Origin of the sequence: Roseibium litorale, assembly GCF_014842915.1 — a bacterium.
In the GTDB taxonomy this organism is placed as follows: Bacteria; Pseudomonadota; Alphaproteobacteria; order Rhizobiales; family Stappiaceae; genus Roseibium; species Roseibium litorale.
Map to the genome: position 1 here is coordinate 74464 of NZ_JACYXI010000004.1, position 17844 is coordinate 92307.

General features: G+C 60.8%; 13 protein-coding genes. 5 read left to right on the forward strand and 8 right to left on the reverse strand.

Translation table 11 applies throughout. The features are described from left to right. The first annotated feature begins 25 nt into the window (after positions 1–25). Positions 26–3043, forward strand: coding sequence for a DNA polymerase I (polA, locus tag IG616_RS08110; RefSeq protein ID WP_192147655.1), 3018 nt, complete (start codon positions 26–28; stop codon positions 3041–3043). Positions 3044–3086: 43 nt separating this feature from the next. Here the strand turns inward: polA and IG616_RS08115 are convergent, their stop codons facing one another. Both IG616_RS08115 and IG616_RS08120 read right to left on the reverse strand, forming a co-directional pair. Next, positions 3087–3326, reverse strand: a complete 240-nt coding sequence (locus IG616_RS08115) for a BrnA antitoxin family protein (protein ID WP_192147656.1) — start codon at positions 3324–3326, stop codon at positions 3087–3089. Between the two features lie 99 nt (positions 3327–3425). Then, positions 3426–4277: a hypothetical protein gene (locus tag IG616_RS08120; protein WP_192147657.1), complete on the reverse strand. Its 852-nt coding sequence runs from the start codon at positions 4275–4277 to the stop codon at positions 3426–3428. 226 nt (positions 4278–4503) lie between these two features. On the opposite strand from IG616_RS08120, the gene IG616_RS08125 reads away from it, so the two are divergent. From IG616_RS08125 to olsB, 3 genes are all read left to right on the forward strand, one after another. Continuing rightward, positions 4504–6036, forward strand: coding sequence for a YifB family Mg chelatase-like AAA ATPase (locus tag IG616_RS08125; protein WP_192147658.1), 1533 nt, complete (start codon positions 4504–4506; stop codon positions 6034–6036). A gap of 344 nt (positions 6037–6380) precedes the next feature. Next, a complete protein-coding gene (locus tag IG616_RS08130; protein WP_209007370.1) occupies positions 6381–8720 on the forward strand; it encodes a PAS domain-containing hybrid sensor histidine kinase/response regulator in 2340 nt (779 codons plus the stop codon). A 280-nt stretch (positions 8721–9000) separates the two neighbouring features. Next, positions 9001–9927, forward strand: a complete 927-nt coding sequence (gene olsB, locus IG616_RS08135) for a l-ornithine N(alpha)-acyltransferase (RefSeq protein WP_192147847.1) — start codon at positions 9001–9003, stop codon at positions 9925–9927. Positions 9928–9982: 55 nt separating this feature from the next. On the opposite strand, the gene IG616_RS08140 is transcribed toward olsB, so the two are convergent. Beyond that, the gene (locus IG616_RS08140; RefSeq protein ID WP_192147659.1) at positions 9983–10294 is read right to left on the reverse strand and encodes a DUF1330 domain-containing protein; all 312 of its coding nucleotides are present in this window, start codon (positions 10292–10294) and stop codon (positions 9983–9985) included. 184 nt (positions 10295–10478) lie between these two features. On the opposite strand from IG616_RS08140, the gene IG616_RS08145 reads away from it, so the two are divergent. After that, positions 10479–12683, forward strand: a complete 2205-nt coding sequence (locus IG616_RS08145) for a transglycosylase domain-containing protein (protein WP_192147660.1) — start codon at positions 10479–10481, stop codon at positions 12681–12683. A 2-nt stretch (positions 12684–12685) separates the two neighbouring features. Here the strand turns inward: IG616_RS08145 and IG616_RS08150 are convergent, their stop codons facing one another. The 5 genes from IG616_RS08150 to rdgB form a co-directional block, all read right to left on the reverse strand. Next, a complete protein-coding gene (locus IG616_RS08150; RefSeq protein ID WP_192147661.1) occupies positions 12686–13426 on the reverse strand; it encodes a M48 family metallopeptidase in 741 nt (246 codons plus the stop codon). Positions 13427–13537: 111 nt separating this feature from the next. Beyond that, positions 13538–13963: a DUF2852 domain-containing protein gene (locus IG616_RS08155; protein WP_192147662.1), complete on the reverse strand. Its 426-nt coding sequence runs from the start codon at positions 13961–13963 to the stop codon at positions 13538–13540. A 208-nt stretch (positions 13964–14171) separates the two neighbouring features. Beyond that, entirely contained in the window at positions 14172–15794 is a 1623-nt protein-coding gene (phaZ, locus tag IG616_RS08160; RefSeq protein WP_192147663.1) for a polyhydroxyalkanoate depolymerase, read from the reverse strand. A 253-nt stretch (positions 15795–16047) separates the two neighbouring features. After that, positions 16048–17205 carry a radical SAM family heme chaperone HemW gene (gene hemW, locus IG616_RS08165; protein WP_192147664.1) on the reverse strand — a complete coding sequence of 386 codons (1158 nt, stop codon included), beginning with the start codon at positions 17203–17205 and terminating at the stop codon, positions 16048–16050. After that, positions 17205–17843 carry an RdgB/HAM1 family non-canonical purine NTP pyrophosphatase gene (gene rdgB / locus IG616_RS08170; protein WP_192147665.1) on the reverse strand — a complete coding sequence of 213 codons (639 nt, stop codon included), beginning with the start codon at positions 17841–17843 and terminating at the stop codon, positions 17205–17207. The genes hemW and rdgB overlap by 1 nt, the downstream gene beginning before the upstream one ends. Position 17844: the final 1 nt, after the last annotated feature.

A 17844-nucleotide genomic window follows, 5' to 3' on the forward strand; every position in this document is an offset into this window, starting at 1 on the left:
CTTTCCTCAAAAGGCAGGTGCGGGCATGATCCGCGCCATGTCGACAGATACCGCCTCTCCCGCTCTCACCGCCGACGACCATCTCATTCTGGTCGATGGCTCCACCTTCATCTTCCGCGCCTATCACGCGCTGCCACCGCTGACGCGCAAGCCCGACGGGCTGCCGGTTGGCGCCGTGTCCGGCTTCTGCAACATGCTTTGGAAGCTGCTGCAGGAAGGGCTGACGCCGGAAGAGGGGGATGAACCGACCCATTTCGCGGTGATCTTCGACCATTCCTCCAAGACCTTCCGGTCCGATATCTATCCGCAATACAAGGCCCACCGTCCGGAGCCGCCGGAAGATCTCATTCCGCAGTTCGGCCTGATCCGTCAGGCAACCCGCGCCTTCTCGGTCCATTGCGTCGAGCAGGAAGGCTTTGAGGCCGATGACCTGATCGCAACTTACGCCCGCCAGGCATCCGAAATGGGCGCGCGCGTGACCATTGCTTCAGGCGACAAGGACCTGATGCAACTGATCGGCCCGCGCGTCACCATGATCGACACGATGAAGAACAAGATCTTCACCGAGGAAGAGGTCTTTGAGAAATTCGGCGTCGGTCCGGACAAGGTGGTGGAAGTTCAGTCCCTTGCGGGCGACAGCGTCGACAACGTGCCAGGCGTGCCGGGCATTGGCCTGAAGACCGCGGCGCTTCTGATTAACGAATTCGGTGATCTGGAAACGCTTCTGTCGCGCGCCTCCGAGATCAAGCAGAACAAGCGCCGGGAAAACCTGATCGAATTTGCTGAACAGGCCCGTATTTCCAAGCAGCTGGTCACCCTGAAGCAAGATGTGCCGGTGGAAGTGCCTGTCGGCGATCTGTCCGTGACCGACATTGATGGCCCCAAGGCCGTTGGCTTCCTAAAGGCCATGGGCTTCACCACCCTGACCAAGCGCGTCGCCGATGTGACTGGTGCGGAAATCGCCAATATCGAGCCGGATGAGTTTCAGGTACCCGGCTGGGACACGCCGGATCACAAGGGCCGGATGACCGGTCCGGCAGGCGGTTCCAGCGCCCCCTCCGCAAGCGCCGCTGAAAACGGCACTGCTGCAGACAATGGCTCAACCGCCGCTCCCGCTACACCGCTGCCCAATGGCATGATGGTCCCGCAAACGGTTGCCGAAGCCCGCGCCGAAGCGGCCCGTAGCACCCCCATCGAACCCAGCGGCTATGAGACCGTGACCAGCCTCGACCGGCTGAAAGAGTGGGTCGCAGATGCCTATGAGGTCGGCACCGTCGCCTTCGATACGGAAACCACCTCTCTTGATGCCATGCAGGCCGTTCTGGTGGGCGTGTCACTGGCGACGGCTCCCGGCAAGGCTTGTTATGTGCCGCTTGGCCATGTGGATGGGGAAGGGGATCTTCTAGGAGGCGGCGGTCTTGTTGAAGGCCAGATCCCGCTCAAGGAGGCCTTGGCAGTCCTAAAGCCCATGCTTGAAGACCGGGGCGTTTTGAAGATCGCCCAGAACCTCAAGTATGACTGGCTGGTGATGACCCGCCACGGCATCGACATTGGCCCTGCCGACGACACCATGCTCCTGTCATACACGCTGGATGCCGGCAAGGGTGGCAATGGCATGGACGAACTGGCCCAGCGCTGGCTGGACCACACGCCGATCCCGTTCAAAGAGATCTGCGGTTCCGGCAAGTCCATGATCACGTTTGACAAGGTGGAGATCAGCAAGGCGACCGCCTATGCCGCCGAGGATGCGGATGTGACCCTGCGCCTGTGGCAGGTGCTGAAGCCGCGCTTGGCCAGCGAGCATATGGCGACCGTCTATGAAACGCTGGAACGGCCGATGGTGCCGGTTCTGGCGCGGATGGAACAGCGCGGCATCTCCGTTGACCGGCAGATGCTGTCGCGCCTCTCCGGCGATTTTGCCCAAGGCATGGCATCCAGGGAAAGCGAGATCTACGAGCTGGCAGGAGAGAGCTTCAACATCGGCTCGCCCAAGCAGCTGGGAGACATTCTCTTTGGCAAGATGGGCTTGCCCGGCGGAAAGAAGACCAAGACCGGCGCCTGGTCCACCTCGGCCTCGGTCCTGGACGATCTGGCAGCCGAAGGCCACGAAATGCCCTCGCGCATCGTTGGCTGGCGCCAGCTCTCCAAGCTGAAGTCCACCTACACGGACGCGCTTCCCGGCTATATCAACCCGGAGACCAAGCGGGTTCACACGTCCTATTCACTGGCGGCGACCACGACCGGGCGTCTGTCCTCCTCCGAGCCGAACCTGCAGAACATTCCGGTACGCACGGAAGAAGGCCGCAAGATCCGCAAGGCCTTTGTCGCGGCACCCGGCCACAAGCTGATTTCCGCAGACTACAGCCAGATCGAACTGCGTGTTCTGGCCCATATGGCCGACATTCCCCAGCTGAAGCAGGCCTTTGCCGACGGTCTCGACATTCACGCCATGACGGCCAGCGAAATGTTCGGTGTGCCAATCGACGGCATGGACCCGAGCGTCCGCCGCCGGGCAAAAGCCATCAATTTCGGTATCATCTACGGCATTTCAGCCTTCGGCCTGGCCGCCCAGCTCGGCATTTCGAGAGGCGAGGCGGGTGATTACATCAAGACCTACTTCGAGCGCTTTCCGGGCATCCGCGACTATATGGAGGCCATCAAAAAGGAAGTGCATGCCAACGGCTATGTGACCACCATCTTCGGCCGCAAGGCGCATTATCCGGAGGTGAATACCTCCAATCCGAACATGCGCGCCTTCTTGGAACGGGCTGCTATCAACGCACCGATCCAGGGGTCTGCTGCCGACATCCTGCGCCGGGCCATGGTGCGCATGGAAGACCGGCTCTCCGCCTCGAAGCTGGATGCCCAGATGCTGCTGCAGGTGCACGACGAACTGATCTTCGAAGTGCCGGACGATCAGGTGGAGGCGACCATTCCGCTGGTCCGCGAGGTCATGGAAAAGGCCTGCGAACCGGCGCTACAGCTCTCAGTCCCGCTCCAGGTCGACGCCCGCGCCGCCACCAACTGGGACGAGGCACACTGAGGATACGCCGAGACTCAAACCGGCGGGTTGCTGCTTGTAAAGCTTACAGCCCCGCCGCTTTTCTCAGCGCGGCGTTGATGCGCTCCTGCCAGCCTGGGCCGTCTTCCTGAAAGTGGGCCAGGACATCGGCGTCAATGCGGATGGAGACGGCTTCCCGGGTGGAGGGCAGAACACCCTTGCGGACCGCTGCTGTCGCGTCTTCCACGGGTTTCGTCGTTGCCTGTTTGAACAGGGCTTCTGCCTTGTCGATTGCACTGGAGTGACGCCGGGGCGGATAGGCCATAACATGCTTTCTATAAGTGGGTTAAACCCTCAGCATAGGCTGTCTTTGCGCAAGAGGAAGCAATAATTCCGCCCATCCGTAACAAACCTGACTCCGGCTTCAGCGTCCACTTAACCAGGCAAAGCGCTTCGCGATCCGCTTGCGCAGCTTGAACCAGGGGCTGTATTGCCGCAGGCGTCTGGCCTGGATCGGGTAGGAAGCGAGCTTTGCAAGATCCAGCCCCTTGCCGTCTTCCGCCGGGAAATAGTTTTCAAAATGCGACAGGGTCGCGACACCGGTCAGCTTGCATAGGATCGAAAAGATTGCCTGATCATGGCGATGCTCAATAAAGCCTTCCAGGTTCTCGCTTTTTGACGGCGTATCATCGATCAGGCTGAAGTCCGCCTCGAAAACCGCGATCCATTTTCTTAGAAAGTCCAGTGTTTGCGGGCACTTTCGCATCACGAACGTCGTTGCAACAATGGTTGGCGTTTCCAGAATGGCAGCCTGATCCCGGACACCGAAGTGATCTACCAGATCGCCCTTAATCCATTGGCTGTCCGTCAGCTCTGGCGTGCGGTCCGTTCCCGTTAGATCAGGCCGGTCCGGCGCGCGCAGTTGAAAGGCCAGTATGCCGGACGGAGCAGAGGCCGCGATCTCCAGATACTCCTTCAGGCGTGCGACGCCGCCCGGATTGAGGTGGCACCCGGCATCCGCATAGACAAGCAGATCTCCGTCCTGCAGCCGCAAAAGCTCTTGCAGCACAGCCTGCGGTTTCCAGATCCAGTAACCGAACCCCCGGACATTTGGCGTGAGCTTGTCCGCGAAGCGCAGCCGGAACGCCGGGTCGAGATCGTCCTCGGTCAGAAGCGATATCCGGTCAAAAACCTTCAAGCCACGGGCCTCACGGCCGATCCGTTTTAGGGATTTGCCCATGGATTTGCTGGCAAAGGAAACGAATGCGACAGGCATGAACAATTGGATCCAGAAATATTTTGAGGCCGTCAGCATCCCTGAGCCGGGAGGCTGATTTTTAGAAAACACGCGAAACAGTGCATCGCATGCATTCCCGTAGGTCGCAAGCGGGGAGAAGGCTGCTTCTGCGCGTTCGGCTCGCACAATATGTTCCACTTTCGTTCTTGCAAGCTTGCCTAAGGTGTGCTTCGATCAGTCTACACGCAATTGGGGAGTGCGCAGGATGGTCAGCCGTGTGACGACCGTGGCCTTTCAGGGGATTGAGGCCTTACCGGTGGATGTTCAGGTTCAGGTCGGCCCAGGCATGATCGCCTTCACCGTGGTAGGCCTTCCTGATAAGGCTGTCGGAGAAAGCCGGGAACGGGTCCGTGCAGCCTTGCACGCATCCGGTCTTGCACTTCCGGCCAAGCGTGTCACGGTCAATCTGGCGCCGGCTGATCTGCCCAAGGAAGGCTCCCACTATGATTTGCCAATTGCCCTGGGCATCATGGCGGCCATCGGTGCGATCCCACCAGATGCGCTCGCCGGTTACGTGGTTCTTGGCGAACTTGGCCTCGATGGCATGCTGGCGCCGGTGGCAGGTGTTTTGCCGGCCGCCATGGGTGCAAACGCCCTGGGCAAAGGCTTGATCTGTCCGGCGGAAAGCGGCTCGGAAGCGGCCTGGGCGGACCCAGATATGGATATCCTGGCCCCCCGTTCCCTGATTCAGCTCGCCAATCATTTCAAGGGCACACAAGTGCTTTCCCGGCCCGAGCCCAGACTGCAAGCAGCGGCAACGGGCCTGCCGGATCTTGCGGACGTCAAGGGCCAGGAAAGTGCCAAGCGGGCCCTTGAGATCGCAGCCGCGGGTGGACACAATCTGCTTATGTGCGGTCCCCCGGGCGCTGGCAAATCCATGTTGGCGAGCCGGCTTCCGTCCATTCTGCCGCCCTTGCGTCCAAAGGAGCTGCTGGAGGTTTCCATGATCGCCTCCATGGCTGGCGAACTGGCGGAAGGACGCCTGACCGACCGCCGCCCCTTCCGCGCTCCCCATCACTCTGCCTCCATGGCTGCCCTGGTGGGCGGCGGTCTTCGAGCAAAGCCCGGAGAGGTGTCCCTTGCCCATAATGGGGTTTTGTTCCTGGACGAACTTCCCGAGTTCAATCCGCAGGTGCTCGACAGCCTGCGCCAGCCGCTGGAAAGCGGTGAAGCCGTGATTGCCCGCGCAAACCACCGGGTCACCTATCCTGCCCGGATACAGTTGATTGCCGCAATGAACCCCTGCCGCTGCGGCCATGCGGGAGAACCTGGACATGTGTGCCGAAGAGGCGCCAGATGCGCGAGCGAGTATCAAGCCAGGATTTCGGGACCTTTCCTTGACCGGATCGACCTGAAGATCGATGTGCCTGCGGTGACCGCCGCTGATTTGATCGCCCCAGGGAAGGCGGAAAGCTCAGCGGATGTGGCAGAAAGGGTTGCCGAAGCCCGCCGCATCCAGCGGGCCCGCTATCAGGCTCTTGGCCTCTCCACCCTGACCAACGCCCAGGCTCCAGCAGGGGTTATCGAAACCGTATCTTGCCCGGATTCTGCCGGACAGGCGTTTCTGCAGGAGGCCGCGAACACCCTGGCCCTGTCAGCGCGGGGCTATCACCGGGTGCTGAAACTTGCCCGCACTCTGGCGGATCTGGATGGTCTCGATACCGTCGGACGGCTGCATCTGGCCGAAGCGCTGAGTTACCGGGGGCAGGACCTGCCAAGGCAGGCCGCCGTCGCCTGAGGCCAGGCAGCCGCCAATTGACCAAATAACGCGTTTTCCGCCTGAAAAGTCCGAAAGTCCGTCAGCGGAAACGGTTTCTAAAAGGTTACGGCCCATTCTCGCATTGAAGATCATGTTTGTGTGCGAGTAGTTGATCCGTGTCTGAATCCAAGCTGTCCATTAGCGGCCCCATTTCCGGCTCTCCCGCAAGACCGGAGCAGGACGGAGACCAGACACAGTCGCGCAGACGGACTGACCTTTCGGCTTCTTTCTCCCCGCTTGAAAGCAAACGGCGGGCAGAAGCGCAAAACACGAAGGCCCAGCCCTCAGCAACGACACGCTCGTCCGACCGCGATGAAGACAATTTGACCAGTCGCCGTGCGACGGAGGCAAATTCAGGCAATGAGCGAGCCAAGGCTGTGTCTGCTTTTGCCGCCAGAGCCAGCCAGAGATCCACCAGCCGCCGCACCGCAGACCAAGGCCCCAGCGGCACGCCGCTGCCTCTGCCTGTCGTCACACCGCCGTCAAAACCGGTGATGATGATTGCCACCGTGGCAATTCTCGTCAGTTTCTTGGGCGCCATTCTTCTGGCTGGTTATCCATCCGCTGGTTTCGCGGCCATTTGCCTGGCCTTCCTGTCCGGAGCACTGGCCGTCTGGCGGTTGCAGATCGATGACCGTCTGAGACTGTCCAAGGCAGTGTCCCGCCTGGATGAGCGCACGCGCAGCCTGTTCGAGCAGGCAGAGCAGCTGGAAGATCAGGCGTGGGAACTTCGCGAGAGCGACGACCGCCAGGCCAGCATCCTGTCCACTCTTGGAGACGTGGTCATCCGCCGCGATGGCGAGCGTAAGGTCGTTTATGCCAATTCCGCCGCAGTCGAAACCTTCGGCGACAAGATCAAGGCCGGAGCCGCACTGACACTGCCCCGCGCGGATCTTGCCAATGTTGCGAGCCACAGCGCTGCTGGCGAGACCGACGCCTGGTTTGGCGATCTGCTGCTGCAGACCGCCCACGGCCCACGCTGGTTCTCCCGCATCGATATCAACGTCCGCGACCCCGGTACTGGTGCTCCGTTGAGCCAGACCGTCCTGCGGGATGTGACGGACCGGCGCCTGATTGAAGAGGAGTTGCTCGCCGCCCGCCATTCAGCGGAGACTTCCAACGAGGCAAAGTCCCGGTTTCTGGCAACGGTCAGCCACGAGATTCGCACGCCGCTCAACGGCATCCTCGGCATGGCTGCGCTGCTGCGCGACACCCGCCTGAGCCAGGAGCAGATTGCCTATATTGAAGCGCTGGAAACATCCGGCGAGACCCTTCTGCTTCTGATTGACGAAGTGCTCGATTTCTCCAAGGTGGAAGCTGGAAAGCTGGATATTCAGGCCGCACCCGCCCGTCTTGCCGCCCTCACGGAAAGTGTTGTGGAGCTTCTTGCCCCGCGCGCCCAAGCCAAGGGGCTGGAAATCGGCGCCCGCCTCTCGCCGGACCTGCCAGACACGGTCACCATTGATGCGACACGCGTGCGGCAGATCCTGTTCAATCTCACCGGCAACGGCGTGAAATTCACCGATGAAGGTGGTGTCGCCATTGAAATAGATGGCCGCTCACGGCCAACCGGCGGCAGCTTTCTGGACATCACCGTCCGCGACACGGGTATCGGCTTCAAGCCGGACGAGGCCGACCGGCTGTTCCGCGAATTCGAACAGATCGACCACGGCCCCGCACGAAAGTTTGGCGGCACTGGCCTTGGTCTTGCCATTGCCCAACGGCTTGCCGTTCTGATGGGCGGCGAAATCTGCGCCGAAACAGGAGCTTCCGGCGGCGCGGTTTTCCGTCTTTCCCTGCCTGTGCCGGAGGAGCTGAAAACCGCTCAGAGCCGTGAAGGCAGCCGCACCACAGGGCGCAATGTCGTCATCGTCAGCAATGGCCGGGTGGAAGCACCACTGTTGCAAAAGCGCCTTGAAACCGAAGGCGCGACCGCTCTTCTGTGCGCGCCAGGCAGCGAGGACCTGACGGATAGCCTGGTCAAGGCAGACCTGCTGATCGTCGACAATTCCGCCATGGCCGACAGCGGGGCCTGGCTTGCCACCGCCCGCCTTGCCGGGTGCAAAGCCCCCGCAGTGGTCCTTGTGTCTCCACCGGAACGCGACCGTCTTGAGCGGCTCAGGGAAGCAGGCTTTGCGGCCTATCTGATCCGGCCGGTACGGATGGATTCTCTTACCCAGGTGCTGAACCGGCTTTTGGACGACCAATCTAGCGAACTGTGCTGGATGGCCGGAGCGGAACGTCCCGCCGGCACGGGTCTCGAAGCCGCCCGCCTCGCACCGGTCCGCCCGCTGCGACTTCTTGTTGCGGAAGACAACGACATCAATCGCCTCCTAAGCGAAGCATTGCTGCGCAAGCTCGGTCATGAGCCCACAATGGTGGTGGATGGTGAGAAGGCGGTGGAGGCTGCGACCAGGGAGCAGTTCGACGCAATTCTGATGGATCTCCATATGCCCGGCCTCGACGGCATTGGAGCCATTGAACAGATCCGTGCCATGGAGCGGAAAGAGGGCCGCCGCCCGGTGCCGATCCTGATGGTGACAGCCGACGTGATGCAAAATGCGCGCGCCCGCGCTTCGGCTGTCGGTGCAGCCGGCTATCTGACCAAACCGCTGGCCGCAGATGCGATCCGCGACGCCCTTCAGGCTGTTTTACCGGGTTAAGACCGCGTGAAACGCTAGCATTTATGCCGAATTTCTGATTGCAATCCATCCTCCATGAAAGGATGGATTGCCGGGAGCGGCGCATTTCTATAGGGTCCGGAGATGGATCCTGAGCTGGCTTTGTCATGCAACTGTCGGAAATCTGTGATCCAAGGAACGCTTGTAAGCGCGCCGGTGGCGCGGTTCTGCCAGACCCGGCGAACCACTCCATGAACGGCGGCGGCAGATCTCGTGCCGGTGAAAACCGGTGCGCCTGACTGAATGGACGAAGTGAATGTCTATGCTCGCACCGGGACTTTTTTCGCCGCGCAAACTTGTCGAGAAATTCGCTCCGAACGCACGTGCTCTGCCCCTCGGGCCCTTGCGTGAAGGCGCAACCGGAGTGGACACTTCGGGCAGTCTTGGGCGCGTCGGACCACTGGAAGTGCGGCTCGCACGCTCCCGCAAGGAGATCAAGAAAGCCCAGCGCCTGCGTTATGACGTCTTCTATGAAGAAATGTCCGCAATCGCCGATGCGTCAACCCTTGCATCGCGCCGCGACCGGGATTCTTTTGATGCCATCTGCGATCATCTGCTGGTGATCGACCATTCGTCACTGAAGCGGAACAAGCTCGGCCGCCTGAAGCCGGAGATCGTCGGCACCTACCGCCTGCTGCGTCAGGAGGTGGCTGAGGCGAACGGGGGCTTCTATACAGCGGGTGAGTTCAATATTCAGTCCCTTATCGACGCAAATCCCGGAAAGCGATTTCTGGAACTCGGCCGCTCCTGCGTGCTCAAGCCTTACCGGAACAAGAAGACCGTCGAGCTTCTGTGGCACGGCATCTGGGCTTATGTTCTGCGTCACAAGATCGATGTTATGATCGGCTGCGCGTCGATCGAAGGCACAAATCCGGATCTGATCGCCGATCAGCTTTCTTTCCTGCACCATCATGCCCAGGCTCCGGACAGCTGGCGTGTCTCCGCGCTTTCGGAGCGGTATGTCAGCATGAACCGCATGCCTGCCGAGGTCTTGAACCAGAAGGAGGCGCTGCGGGCTCTGCCGCCGCTGGTGAAGGGCTATCTCCGCCTTGGCGCCTACATCGGCGATGGCGCCGTCGTGGATCACCAGTTCGGCACCACTGATGTCTTGATCATCATGCCGGTCAGCGCGCTCAATGCACGCTATGTGAATTACTACGGGGCGGACGCCAGCCGTTACGCCAGCTAAGCAAAAGAACGGGGCGGCAGGTCTACCCAAGCCTCACCGCTCCTTTTGATGACTCTCAGACTGACGCAGGCTGCGGCCCGTCATAGCCCTCGATGATGATGAGGTCGCCTTCCGAAATATCATCCCGCAGAGCTTTTGCCCGCTGATACTCCGGCGAATCGTAGCACTTGAGTGCCGTTTCATAGTCGGGGAACTCTATGACGATGTTCCGGCTGCGGGATGTTCCTTCCCTGGTTTCGAAACGGCCGGCACGCACGACAAACCTGGCGCCGTATTTTGCAAAAGCCTCCGCATTCGCAGCCACGTAGGTCTTGTACCCCTCCGGGTCCTCAACATCGACCCGGGCAATCCAATAGGCTTTCGGCATATATGCTCTCCTTCGCTCCGGCCCTTGGGTAGCGTGTTTTTGCCCCCTGCCAAAGCCCTTTGCGCCCAACCGCGCGCCATATGCCTTAACGCCCCCTTAAATTGCCGCATTCTAAGGTCATCTGCGGGGAAACGGACCTTGGCCAGAGCCAACGTCCATCGGATCATGGGAACCATCTTCAGGCATGGCGAACGGCACTGCGCAGCGCAAACGGATCGAACCAAAGTTTGAGACGGAAGGCCAGTCCGTTCTCGATCTGCGGCCATCCGAGCGCGACCGCGTGAGCCAGCCTGCCCGGAAGAAAGCTGCCCCCAAGCGCACTGGTAAATCATCCGGCGCGTCCAGACGCCCCCGCTCCACCGGCAAGGGGGGCGGAAGCGGCAAAGGCGGCGGCGGACGCCGTGGCAAAAGCCGGCGCGCCAAGCGCAGCGGCTCACTGATCGGTTTCGTGCTGAAAAAAGCCGTCTACTGGAGCTTCGTGCTCGGCATCTGGGCAGGCGTTCTCGGCATTGGCGTGCTCGGCTATTACGCGGCCTTCCTGCCGCCAACATCCGAGTGGAAAGTTCCCCAGCGCCCGCCAAACGTGAAGATCGTCTCGGCAAACGGCGAGCTACTGGCCAATCGCGGCGACACCGGCGGCGAGGCAGTGAGGCTTGAACAGCTTCCGCCTTACCTACCCAATGCCGTCATTGCGATTGAGGACAGGCGCTTCCGGTCCCATTTCGGACTTGACCCGCTCGGCCTGGCCCGTGCCGTGGTCGTCAACCTGACATCTGGCAACCTGGTCCAGGGCGGGTCTACCCTGACCCAGCAGCTCGCAAAAAACCTGTTCCTGGAGCAGGACCGCACTCTCAAGCGCAAGATGCAGGAACTCGTGCTGTCGATCTGGCTGGAGGCCAAGTTCAGCAAGGACGAAATCCTGGAGATGTACCTGAACCGGGTCTATTTCGGTTCCGGCGCCTATGGTGTGGACGCAGCCGCCCGCCGCTATTTCGGCAAATCGGCCCGCCTCGTAACCGTCGCGGAAGCCGCCACCCTTGCGGGTCTCCTCAAGGCGCCAACCCGCTATTCACCGGCCCGAAATCCGGATCTGGCAGAGGCCCGGGCACAACTGGTGCTGGCCGCCATGAACGAGGAAGGCTACATCACCGACAAGGAAGCCAAGACAGCACTCGCTGAACCGGCAAAGGCAATCAACCATCACACCCGGGCCAGCACGAACTATGTGGCCGACTGGGTCATGGATCTGCTGCCTCACTATGTCGGGTCCGTGGATACGGACATTATCGTCGACACCACCATCGACCCGAAAATTCAGAAAGGTGCGGAAGCGGCCTTGCGCAAGGCTCTCGCAGAGGACGGCAACAGCCACAAGGTTTCTCAAGGGGCCATAGTGGTCCTGGACACAGCCGGTTCTGTCCGTGCCATGGTCGGCGGGCGCGACTACTCGGAAAGCCAGTTCAACCGCGCCGTCTATGCCAAGCGGCAACCCGGCTCCTCCTTCAAGCCCTTCGTTTATCTGACCGCGCTTGAAAAGGGCCTGACCCCCGACACGATCCGGGAAGACAAGCCCGTTTCCTTCAAAGGCTGGGCACCGCAGAACTATTCAAAACAATATTTCGGTCCCGTGACCCTGACCCGCGCGCTCAGCCTGTCTCTCAACACGGTGGCCGCGCAACTTGCCTATGAAGTGGGGCCCAAGGCTATTATCAAAACAGCCAAGCAGATGGGCATCACCTCGGACATGAAGCCCAACCTGTCCATTGCGCTTGGAACCTCCGAAGTCACACCTCTGGAAATTACAGGGGCCTTTGTCCCGTTCTCCAACGGCGGCTACGGCGTCCTGCCAAACATTGTCCGGCAGATCCGGACGACGAGCGGTAAAATCCTTTATTCCCGGCAGGGAGACGGTCCGGGCAGGGTGATTGACCGCGCCCTTGTCGGCCAGATGAACCGCATGATGGCTGAGACCTTAGAAACCGGGACCGGCAAGAAGGCCCAGTTGAGTGGCGGGAGACCGGCGGGTGGCAAGACGGGAACTTCTCAGGATTTCCGCGATGCCTGGTTCATTGGCTACACCGGCAATTACACCGCCGCAGTCTGGCTCGGCAATGATGACAATTCGCCGACAAACAAGGCGACAGGCGGCTCGCTTCCGGCTGTGATCTGGAAGGACACGATGGAGGCCGCGCATGAGGGTCTGCCGGTCAGCGATCTGCCTGGAGCCCCCGGCCTGATGGCAGGAGAGGCCTCCGCTGCGTCCAACGCTCCCTCGCGAAATCTGACGCCGCCGGCCAATGTCGGCTCAGGCGGGGATGTCATACGCCCGCCTGCCGGCAAAGCCACTGGCAGCCCGCTTGATCTTCTGAAGTCTATTTTCGGCGGATAGGCTCAACCGTAGCCGTGAAGGTGCAGGCCATTGTCCTTCAGCCATTGCCTGGCTGCGGGCGTCTGTGGTGCCAATTGCTGGCACAAGGCCCAAAAACGCGCGGAGTGGTTCATCTCGCGCAGATGCGCGACTTCATGGGCTGCGACATAGTCCAGGATATCCGGCGGTGCCAGGATCAGCCGCCAGGAGAAGGACAGCTTGCCGTTTGAGGCGCAGGAACCCCAGCGGCTTTTCGTATCCCGGATGGTCAATCCGTTGATCTTCGCCCCGATCTTTTGCGCATGAGAAAAGGATGCCGCAGTCAGGTCGGCTTTGGCCGCCGCCTTGAGCCAGGTTTCCACCTTGCGCGGCACGTGATCGTCAGCGCCGGGCACGAGAAGGATCTTCTCTCCGGTTTCAGGATCCTTGGCCTGTTGAACGAGCCCGCGCAACTTTCCGGAGCTGCGGATTTCATGATCTTCTCCACGCACCGGAACGATGCTGCCGGGAATAAGGCCGACGCGGCCACCGCGTTTTTCCAGCCGTTCCAGCAGCCAGTCCACGTGCTGGCGGACAAAACGCTCGGCCCTGGCAAGGTCTCCGCCCCCCGGCACGGTCAGAACAGGCCCGGAATGGTCCGCGGGAATGCGCAAGAGATAGCGCTTTGCGCGGGCATTTGGCCTCAGCCGGATGCGCAGCGCCGTTCCGTCAGCATCTATCTCGATATGGTCGGGCAGCGCCTTGCGCCGGGATCGAAGCAGCATCTTGCAAGAAAATCCGGGAGGGAATCAGCCGGTTCAGTCTAACCCGGCGCCGAAAACGACGAAAGCGGCGCTTTGGGCGCCGCCTCCGGTCGTATTGATGGCCAGCCTATGTCAGGAAGCGCTGGCAGAGGGATCCATAGATCCTCTGTTGCGGTTCGCCATGAAACGGTCGAACTCTTCCTGGTCTTTGGCACGGCGCAGTTCCCGAAGGAAGCTGTCAAACTCGTTGCGCATCTGGTCGAGGCGCGCGCGCTCTTCTTCAAGACGCTTGAGTTCCTTTTCCCGGTAGTCGTCAAAGGCGGCATTTCCGGTCCGGCCGAAGGAAGTTGAGGTGTTCATGGAATCCATGGCTCCTTTCAACGGGCTCGTCCGCCACTGATCGCGGGCGTCCCGGGCCATTGTATGAAACCGGTCCCCCCACAGGATATAGGCCAGCATTGCCAGACCGAGCGGCCAAAAGGCCACGAAGCCAAGCACCATCAGGCCGATGGTCACCGGGGACCAGCCCGGTCTGATCGAACAGCTTGAAGTCGTCATTGCATTATCCCGATTGAGATCAACGCTGAAGACGTGGGGAGCCGCGACGGCAACTTCAAGATTGCGTGATTCGATTTTCTCCCGCCAAAGGGACTCCCTGTGGCTGAAACAATAAAGGCGCCCAGGGACTTGTCTCCGTGAGCGCCTAAATCAAACTTCGTTTTGAACCGTGTTCACTTCAGCCGCGAGACACGGAATGAACCTGCCATCAGCTGACTGTTTCTGACAGCTTCCGGGCTTGTTCGATCCAGTTGTCACGGGCGATACGGCCACGGAAGTCCAGCCTGCTATCGAGCGCTTCAATTTGCTGGCCGGTCAGGCTGGCGATCTGCCAGTAGTGGAAAATCCCAGCGCCGTTGAGTGCGGATTCCAGCTTCGGTCCGACGCCAGTGATTGCCTTGAGATCATCTGCAACGCCGCGCGGACTGGCCAGCAGAATCTCGGCAAGAGGATCGGCCTTTACGCTGGTGGCCGGAGCAGCTGTCTTGGGCGCGGACACGGCCTCAGCGGCTTTTGCCTGGACTGGAGCAGCAGGTGCCGCGGCTTCTGCTGCTGCTGGCTTTCCGGCAACCACCTTGGCAACCGGAGCCTTGCCCTTGGCACTCTGGCGGTGGGTCAGGATAAAATCCATCACCCGCGGGCAGATTTCCGCTCTCCAGCGCGAGCCGTTGAAGACACCATAGTGGCCGACCGCCGGCTGCTCGTAATGCGCCTTCATATCCTCAGGAAGGTTCGAACACAGGGCATGAGCTGCCTTGGTCTGGCCGCGCCCGGTGATGTCGTCCTTTTCCCCTTCGACGGTCAGAAGAGCCGTGCGGCGGATTTTCGAGCAATCGACGCGCGTGCCGCCATGCATCATCTTTCCGTCGGGCAAAGAGTGCTCGATGAAAACCGTCTCTACGGTCTGAAGATAGAACTCTGCCGTCAGATCCATGACCGCCAGATATTCATCATAGAAGTCCCGGTGCTTTTCGGCACTGTCCCCGTCGCCGGCAACCAGATGCTGGAAGAACTCCCGGTGCGCGGTCATATGACGGTCCAGATTCATCGACATGAAGCCGGTCAACTGCAGGAAGCCCGGATAGACGTCGCGCATGAAGCCCGGATGCGGGAAGGGCACGCTCATCACAGCGTTGCGGCGGAACCAGTCGATGCCCTTGCTCATGGCAAGGTCATTGACGGCGGTCGGGGCAACGCGGGTGTCGATCGGCCCGCCCATCAGGGTCATGGTGGAGGGGACATAGGGATCTTCACGGCCTTCCATCACGGCCACTGCGGCAAGCACCGGCACAGATGGCTGGCAGACCCCAATGATATGCGTGTCCGGCCCCAGGAAATGCAGCATCGAGATGATATAATCGATATAATCATCCAGATCGAACTTGCCGTCCTGAGCTGGGACCATGCGCGCATCGATCCAGTCGGTGATATAGACATCCGCCCTGGGCAGAAGCGCCTCGACCGTTCCGCGCAGCAAAGTTGCATAGTGCCCGGACATGGGTGCAACCACGAGAATCTTGGGATCGTTACGCCGCGTCTCGGTGCCCCGCTCGAAATGAATGAGATTGCAGAACGGTCGCCGCCACACGATGTTTTCATGCACTGGAACATGAACGCCGCCAACGACGGTGTCCTTCAGGCCAAACTCAGGCTTGCCATAGCGGCGTGTCATCCGTTCGAGAACTTCGCACCCAGCGGCAACCTGCCGTCCATAACTGGTGTGGCTCAACGGATTGAGCGGATTCTGGAAGTAGAGCTTCGTCATATCCGCGGCAGCCCTAAGTGGCGCAATGGCGGCATGATTCAGTTCATAGAGATGGTAATACGGCACGCGCACGTCTCCTTACCAAGGCCATCGGACGGCAGTTTTACCAATCTTCCGAGGCGCACCTTCCGGCACTGTTTTGCAACGCAACAGAATAGGCCCATCTTTACGCGGGGGGCAATACCGCAGTTTTGGCTGTTTTCAGCCAGACTTGGCAGAAGGCGCCAGGAGCTGCACGGCCACGACCGGTGTTATGGCGCATGTAATCTAGCACAGAGAGTTTGAGGGGCAGGTTAACGCCGCCCTCATTTCCGCTGGGTCAAGCGGCCAGATCGGCAACAACCGCGTCGAGAACCGCAAACCCGTCCCTGGTCGCCCGAAGGCGTTTTCCTGGCAGTTCTTCCACCATGCCATGCTCAAGCAGAGCGGCGAGACGGCGCGGATCAATGGTCCGGTGGGCGAGTTTCTCGTAACGGGCAAGATCGATGCCTTCCACCAGACGCAGGCCCATCAGCAGATATTCATCGCCCTGTTCCTCTTCGGTCAGGCCGACATTCTCCACCATACCGTGCCCGTGGGTCTCGACATTCTCGAGCCAGGTCTCCGGATGCCGCTCGATCGCCGTTGCCAGCTTGCTCGCGCCAACTGTCAGGCGCCCATGGGCACCTGGCCCAACACCGACGTAATCCCCATAGCGCCAATAAACCAGGTTGTGCCGGCACTCGGCGCCCGGACGGGCATGATTGGAGACCTCGTAAGCCGGAAGACCATGATCTTCCGTCACTTTCTGGGTCAGCTCGTAAAACTCTGCCCCAAGATCGGGATCCGGCATCTGAAGCTTTCCCGACTGATACAGATTGAAGAAGGGCGTCCCCTCCTCAATCGTCAGCTGGTAGAGCGACAGGTGATCAGCAGCAAGGCCAATGGCCCGCTCCAGCTCCTCTTTCCAGCCCTCAAGAGTCTGGCCAGGACGGGCATAGATCAGGTCGAAAGACAGGCGCGGGAAGGTGTTGCGGGCCGTTTCGATCGCCCGGATCGCCTGATCCACGTCATGAAGGCGGCCAAGGAGCTTCAGATCGCGGTCATGGAGCGACTGAACACCCAGGGAAACCCGGTTGACGCCTGCGGTCCGGTAGCCCCTGAAGCGTTCCGCCTCGACGCTGGACGGATTGGCTTCCAGACTGATCTCCGCATCCGGGTCCATGGCCCAGTGTCCGGCAATCGCATCCAGAATCCGGCCAACGATCCTCGGCTCCATCAGCGAAGGCGTGCCACCACCGAGGAAAACGGAATTGACCGTCCGTCCCGGCGTCATGGCCGCAAAATACGCCAGCTCCGCCTCGAAGGCGGCAGCGAACCGCTCCTGATCCACCGGCTGATGGCGGACATGGGAGTTGAAATCACAATAAGGGCATTTTGCAGCGCAAAAGGGCCAATGCACATAGACGCCGAAACCGCCGTCAATCGATGCGGACATCAGGCCTCCAGGCAGGCTTTTGAGAAGAGCTGGAAGGCCCGTGCCCGGTGCGACAGCGCCGGGGCGGTCTTCGACCAGCCATGCTTTTCCTCGGAGGTCATTTCCCCGAAAGTGCGCGTGTGGCCATCCGGCTGGAACACAGGATCGTAGCCAAAGCCCTTTTCGCCGCGCGGCGGCCAGACAACCAGGCCCTCCACCTCGCCACGGAAAAACTCCGTATGGCCATCCGGCCAGGCCAGACACAGCACGGCGACAAACGACCCGCGGCGCTGCGCGTCATCCGTGGCACCGGCTGACTGCAGTTTTTCCTCGATGTTGCGCATGGCCATGCCGAAGTCCTTGTCCGGCCCGGCCCAACGCGCTGAATAGATCCCAGGATCGCCATTCAGAGCCGCAACGCAAAAGCCGCTGTCATCCGCAAGCGACGGCAGGCCGGAAGCCGTCGCAGCGGCCACGGCTTTCAGCTCCGCATTGGCTTCGAATGTCGTGCCGGTTTCCTCAGGCTCGGGCAGATCAAGTTCCCCGGCGGACACGACGTCAAAGCCGTATGGCGCCAGCAGCTCGTTGATTTCCCGGATCTTGCCCTTGTTGTGGCTGGCCACGACGAGGCGGCCGGGCTCCAGCTTGCGGTGGCTCATA

Coding starts and splice junctions, on each gene's coding strand:
- rdgB (WP_192147665.1), bottom strand. CDS start 17,843: ATGAGCCACCGCAAGCTGGAGCCCGGCCGCCTCGTCGTGGCCAGCCAC.
- IG616_RS08140 (WP_192147659.1), bottom strand. CDS start 10,294: ATGCCGAAAGCCTATTGGATTGCCCGGGTCGATGTTGAGGACCCGGAG.
- IG616_RS08150 (WP_192147661.1), bottom strand. CDS start 13,426: ATGCTGCTTCGATCCCGGCGCAAGGCGCTGCCCGACCATATCGAGATA.
- olsB (WP_192147847.1), top strand. CDS start 9,001: ATGCTCGCACCGGGACTTTTTTCGCCGCGCAAACTTGTCGAGAAATTC.
- hemW (WP_192147664.1), bottom strand. CDS start 17,205: ATGTCCGCATCGATTGACGGCGGTTTCGGCGTCTATGTGCATTGGCCC.
- IG616_RS08115 (WP_192147656.1), bottom strand. CDS start 3,326: ATGGCCTATCCGCCCCGGCGTCACTCCAGTGCAATCGACAAGGCAGAA.
- IG616_RS08155 (WP_192147662.1), bottom strand. CDS start 13,963: ATGACGACTTCAAGCTGTTCGATCAGACCGGGCTGGTCCCCGGTGACC.
- IG616_RS08145 (WP_192147660.1), top strand. CDS start 10,479: ATGGCGAACGGCACTGCGCAGCGCAAACGGATCGAACCAAAGTTTGAG.
- IG616_RS08120 (WP_192147657.1), bottom strand. CDS start 4,277: ATGCCTGTCGCATTCGTTTCCTTTGCCAGCAAATCCATGGGCAAATCC.
- IG616_RS08125 (WP_192147658.1), top strand. CDS start 4,504: ATGGTCAGCCGTGTGACGACCGTGGCCTTTCAGGGGATTGAGGCCTTA.
- polA (WP_192147655.1), top strand. CDS start 26: ATGATCCGCGCCATGTCGACAGATACCGCCTCTCCCGCTCTCACCGCC.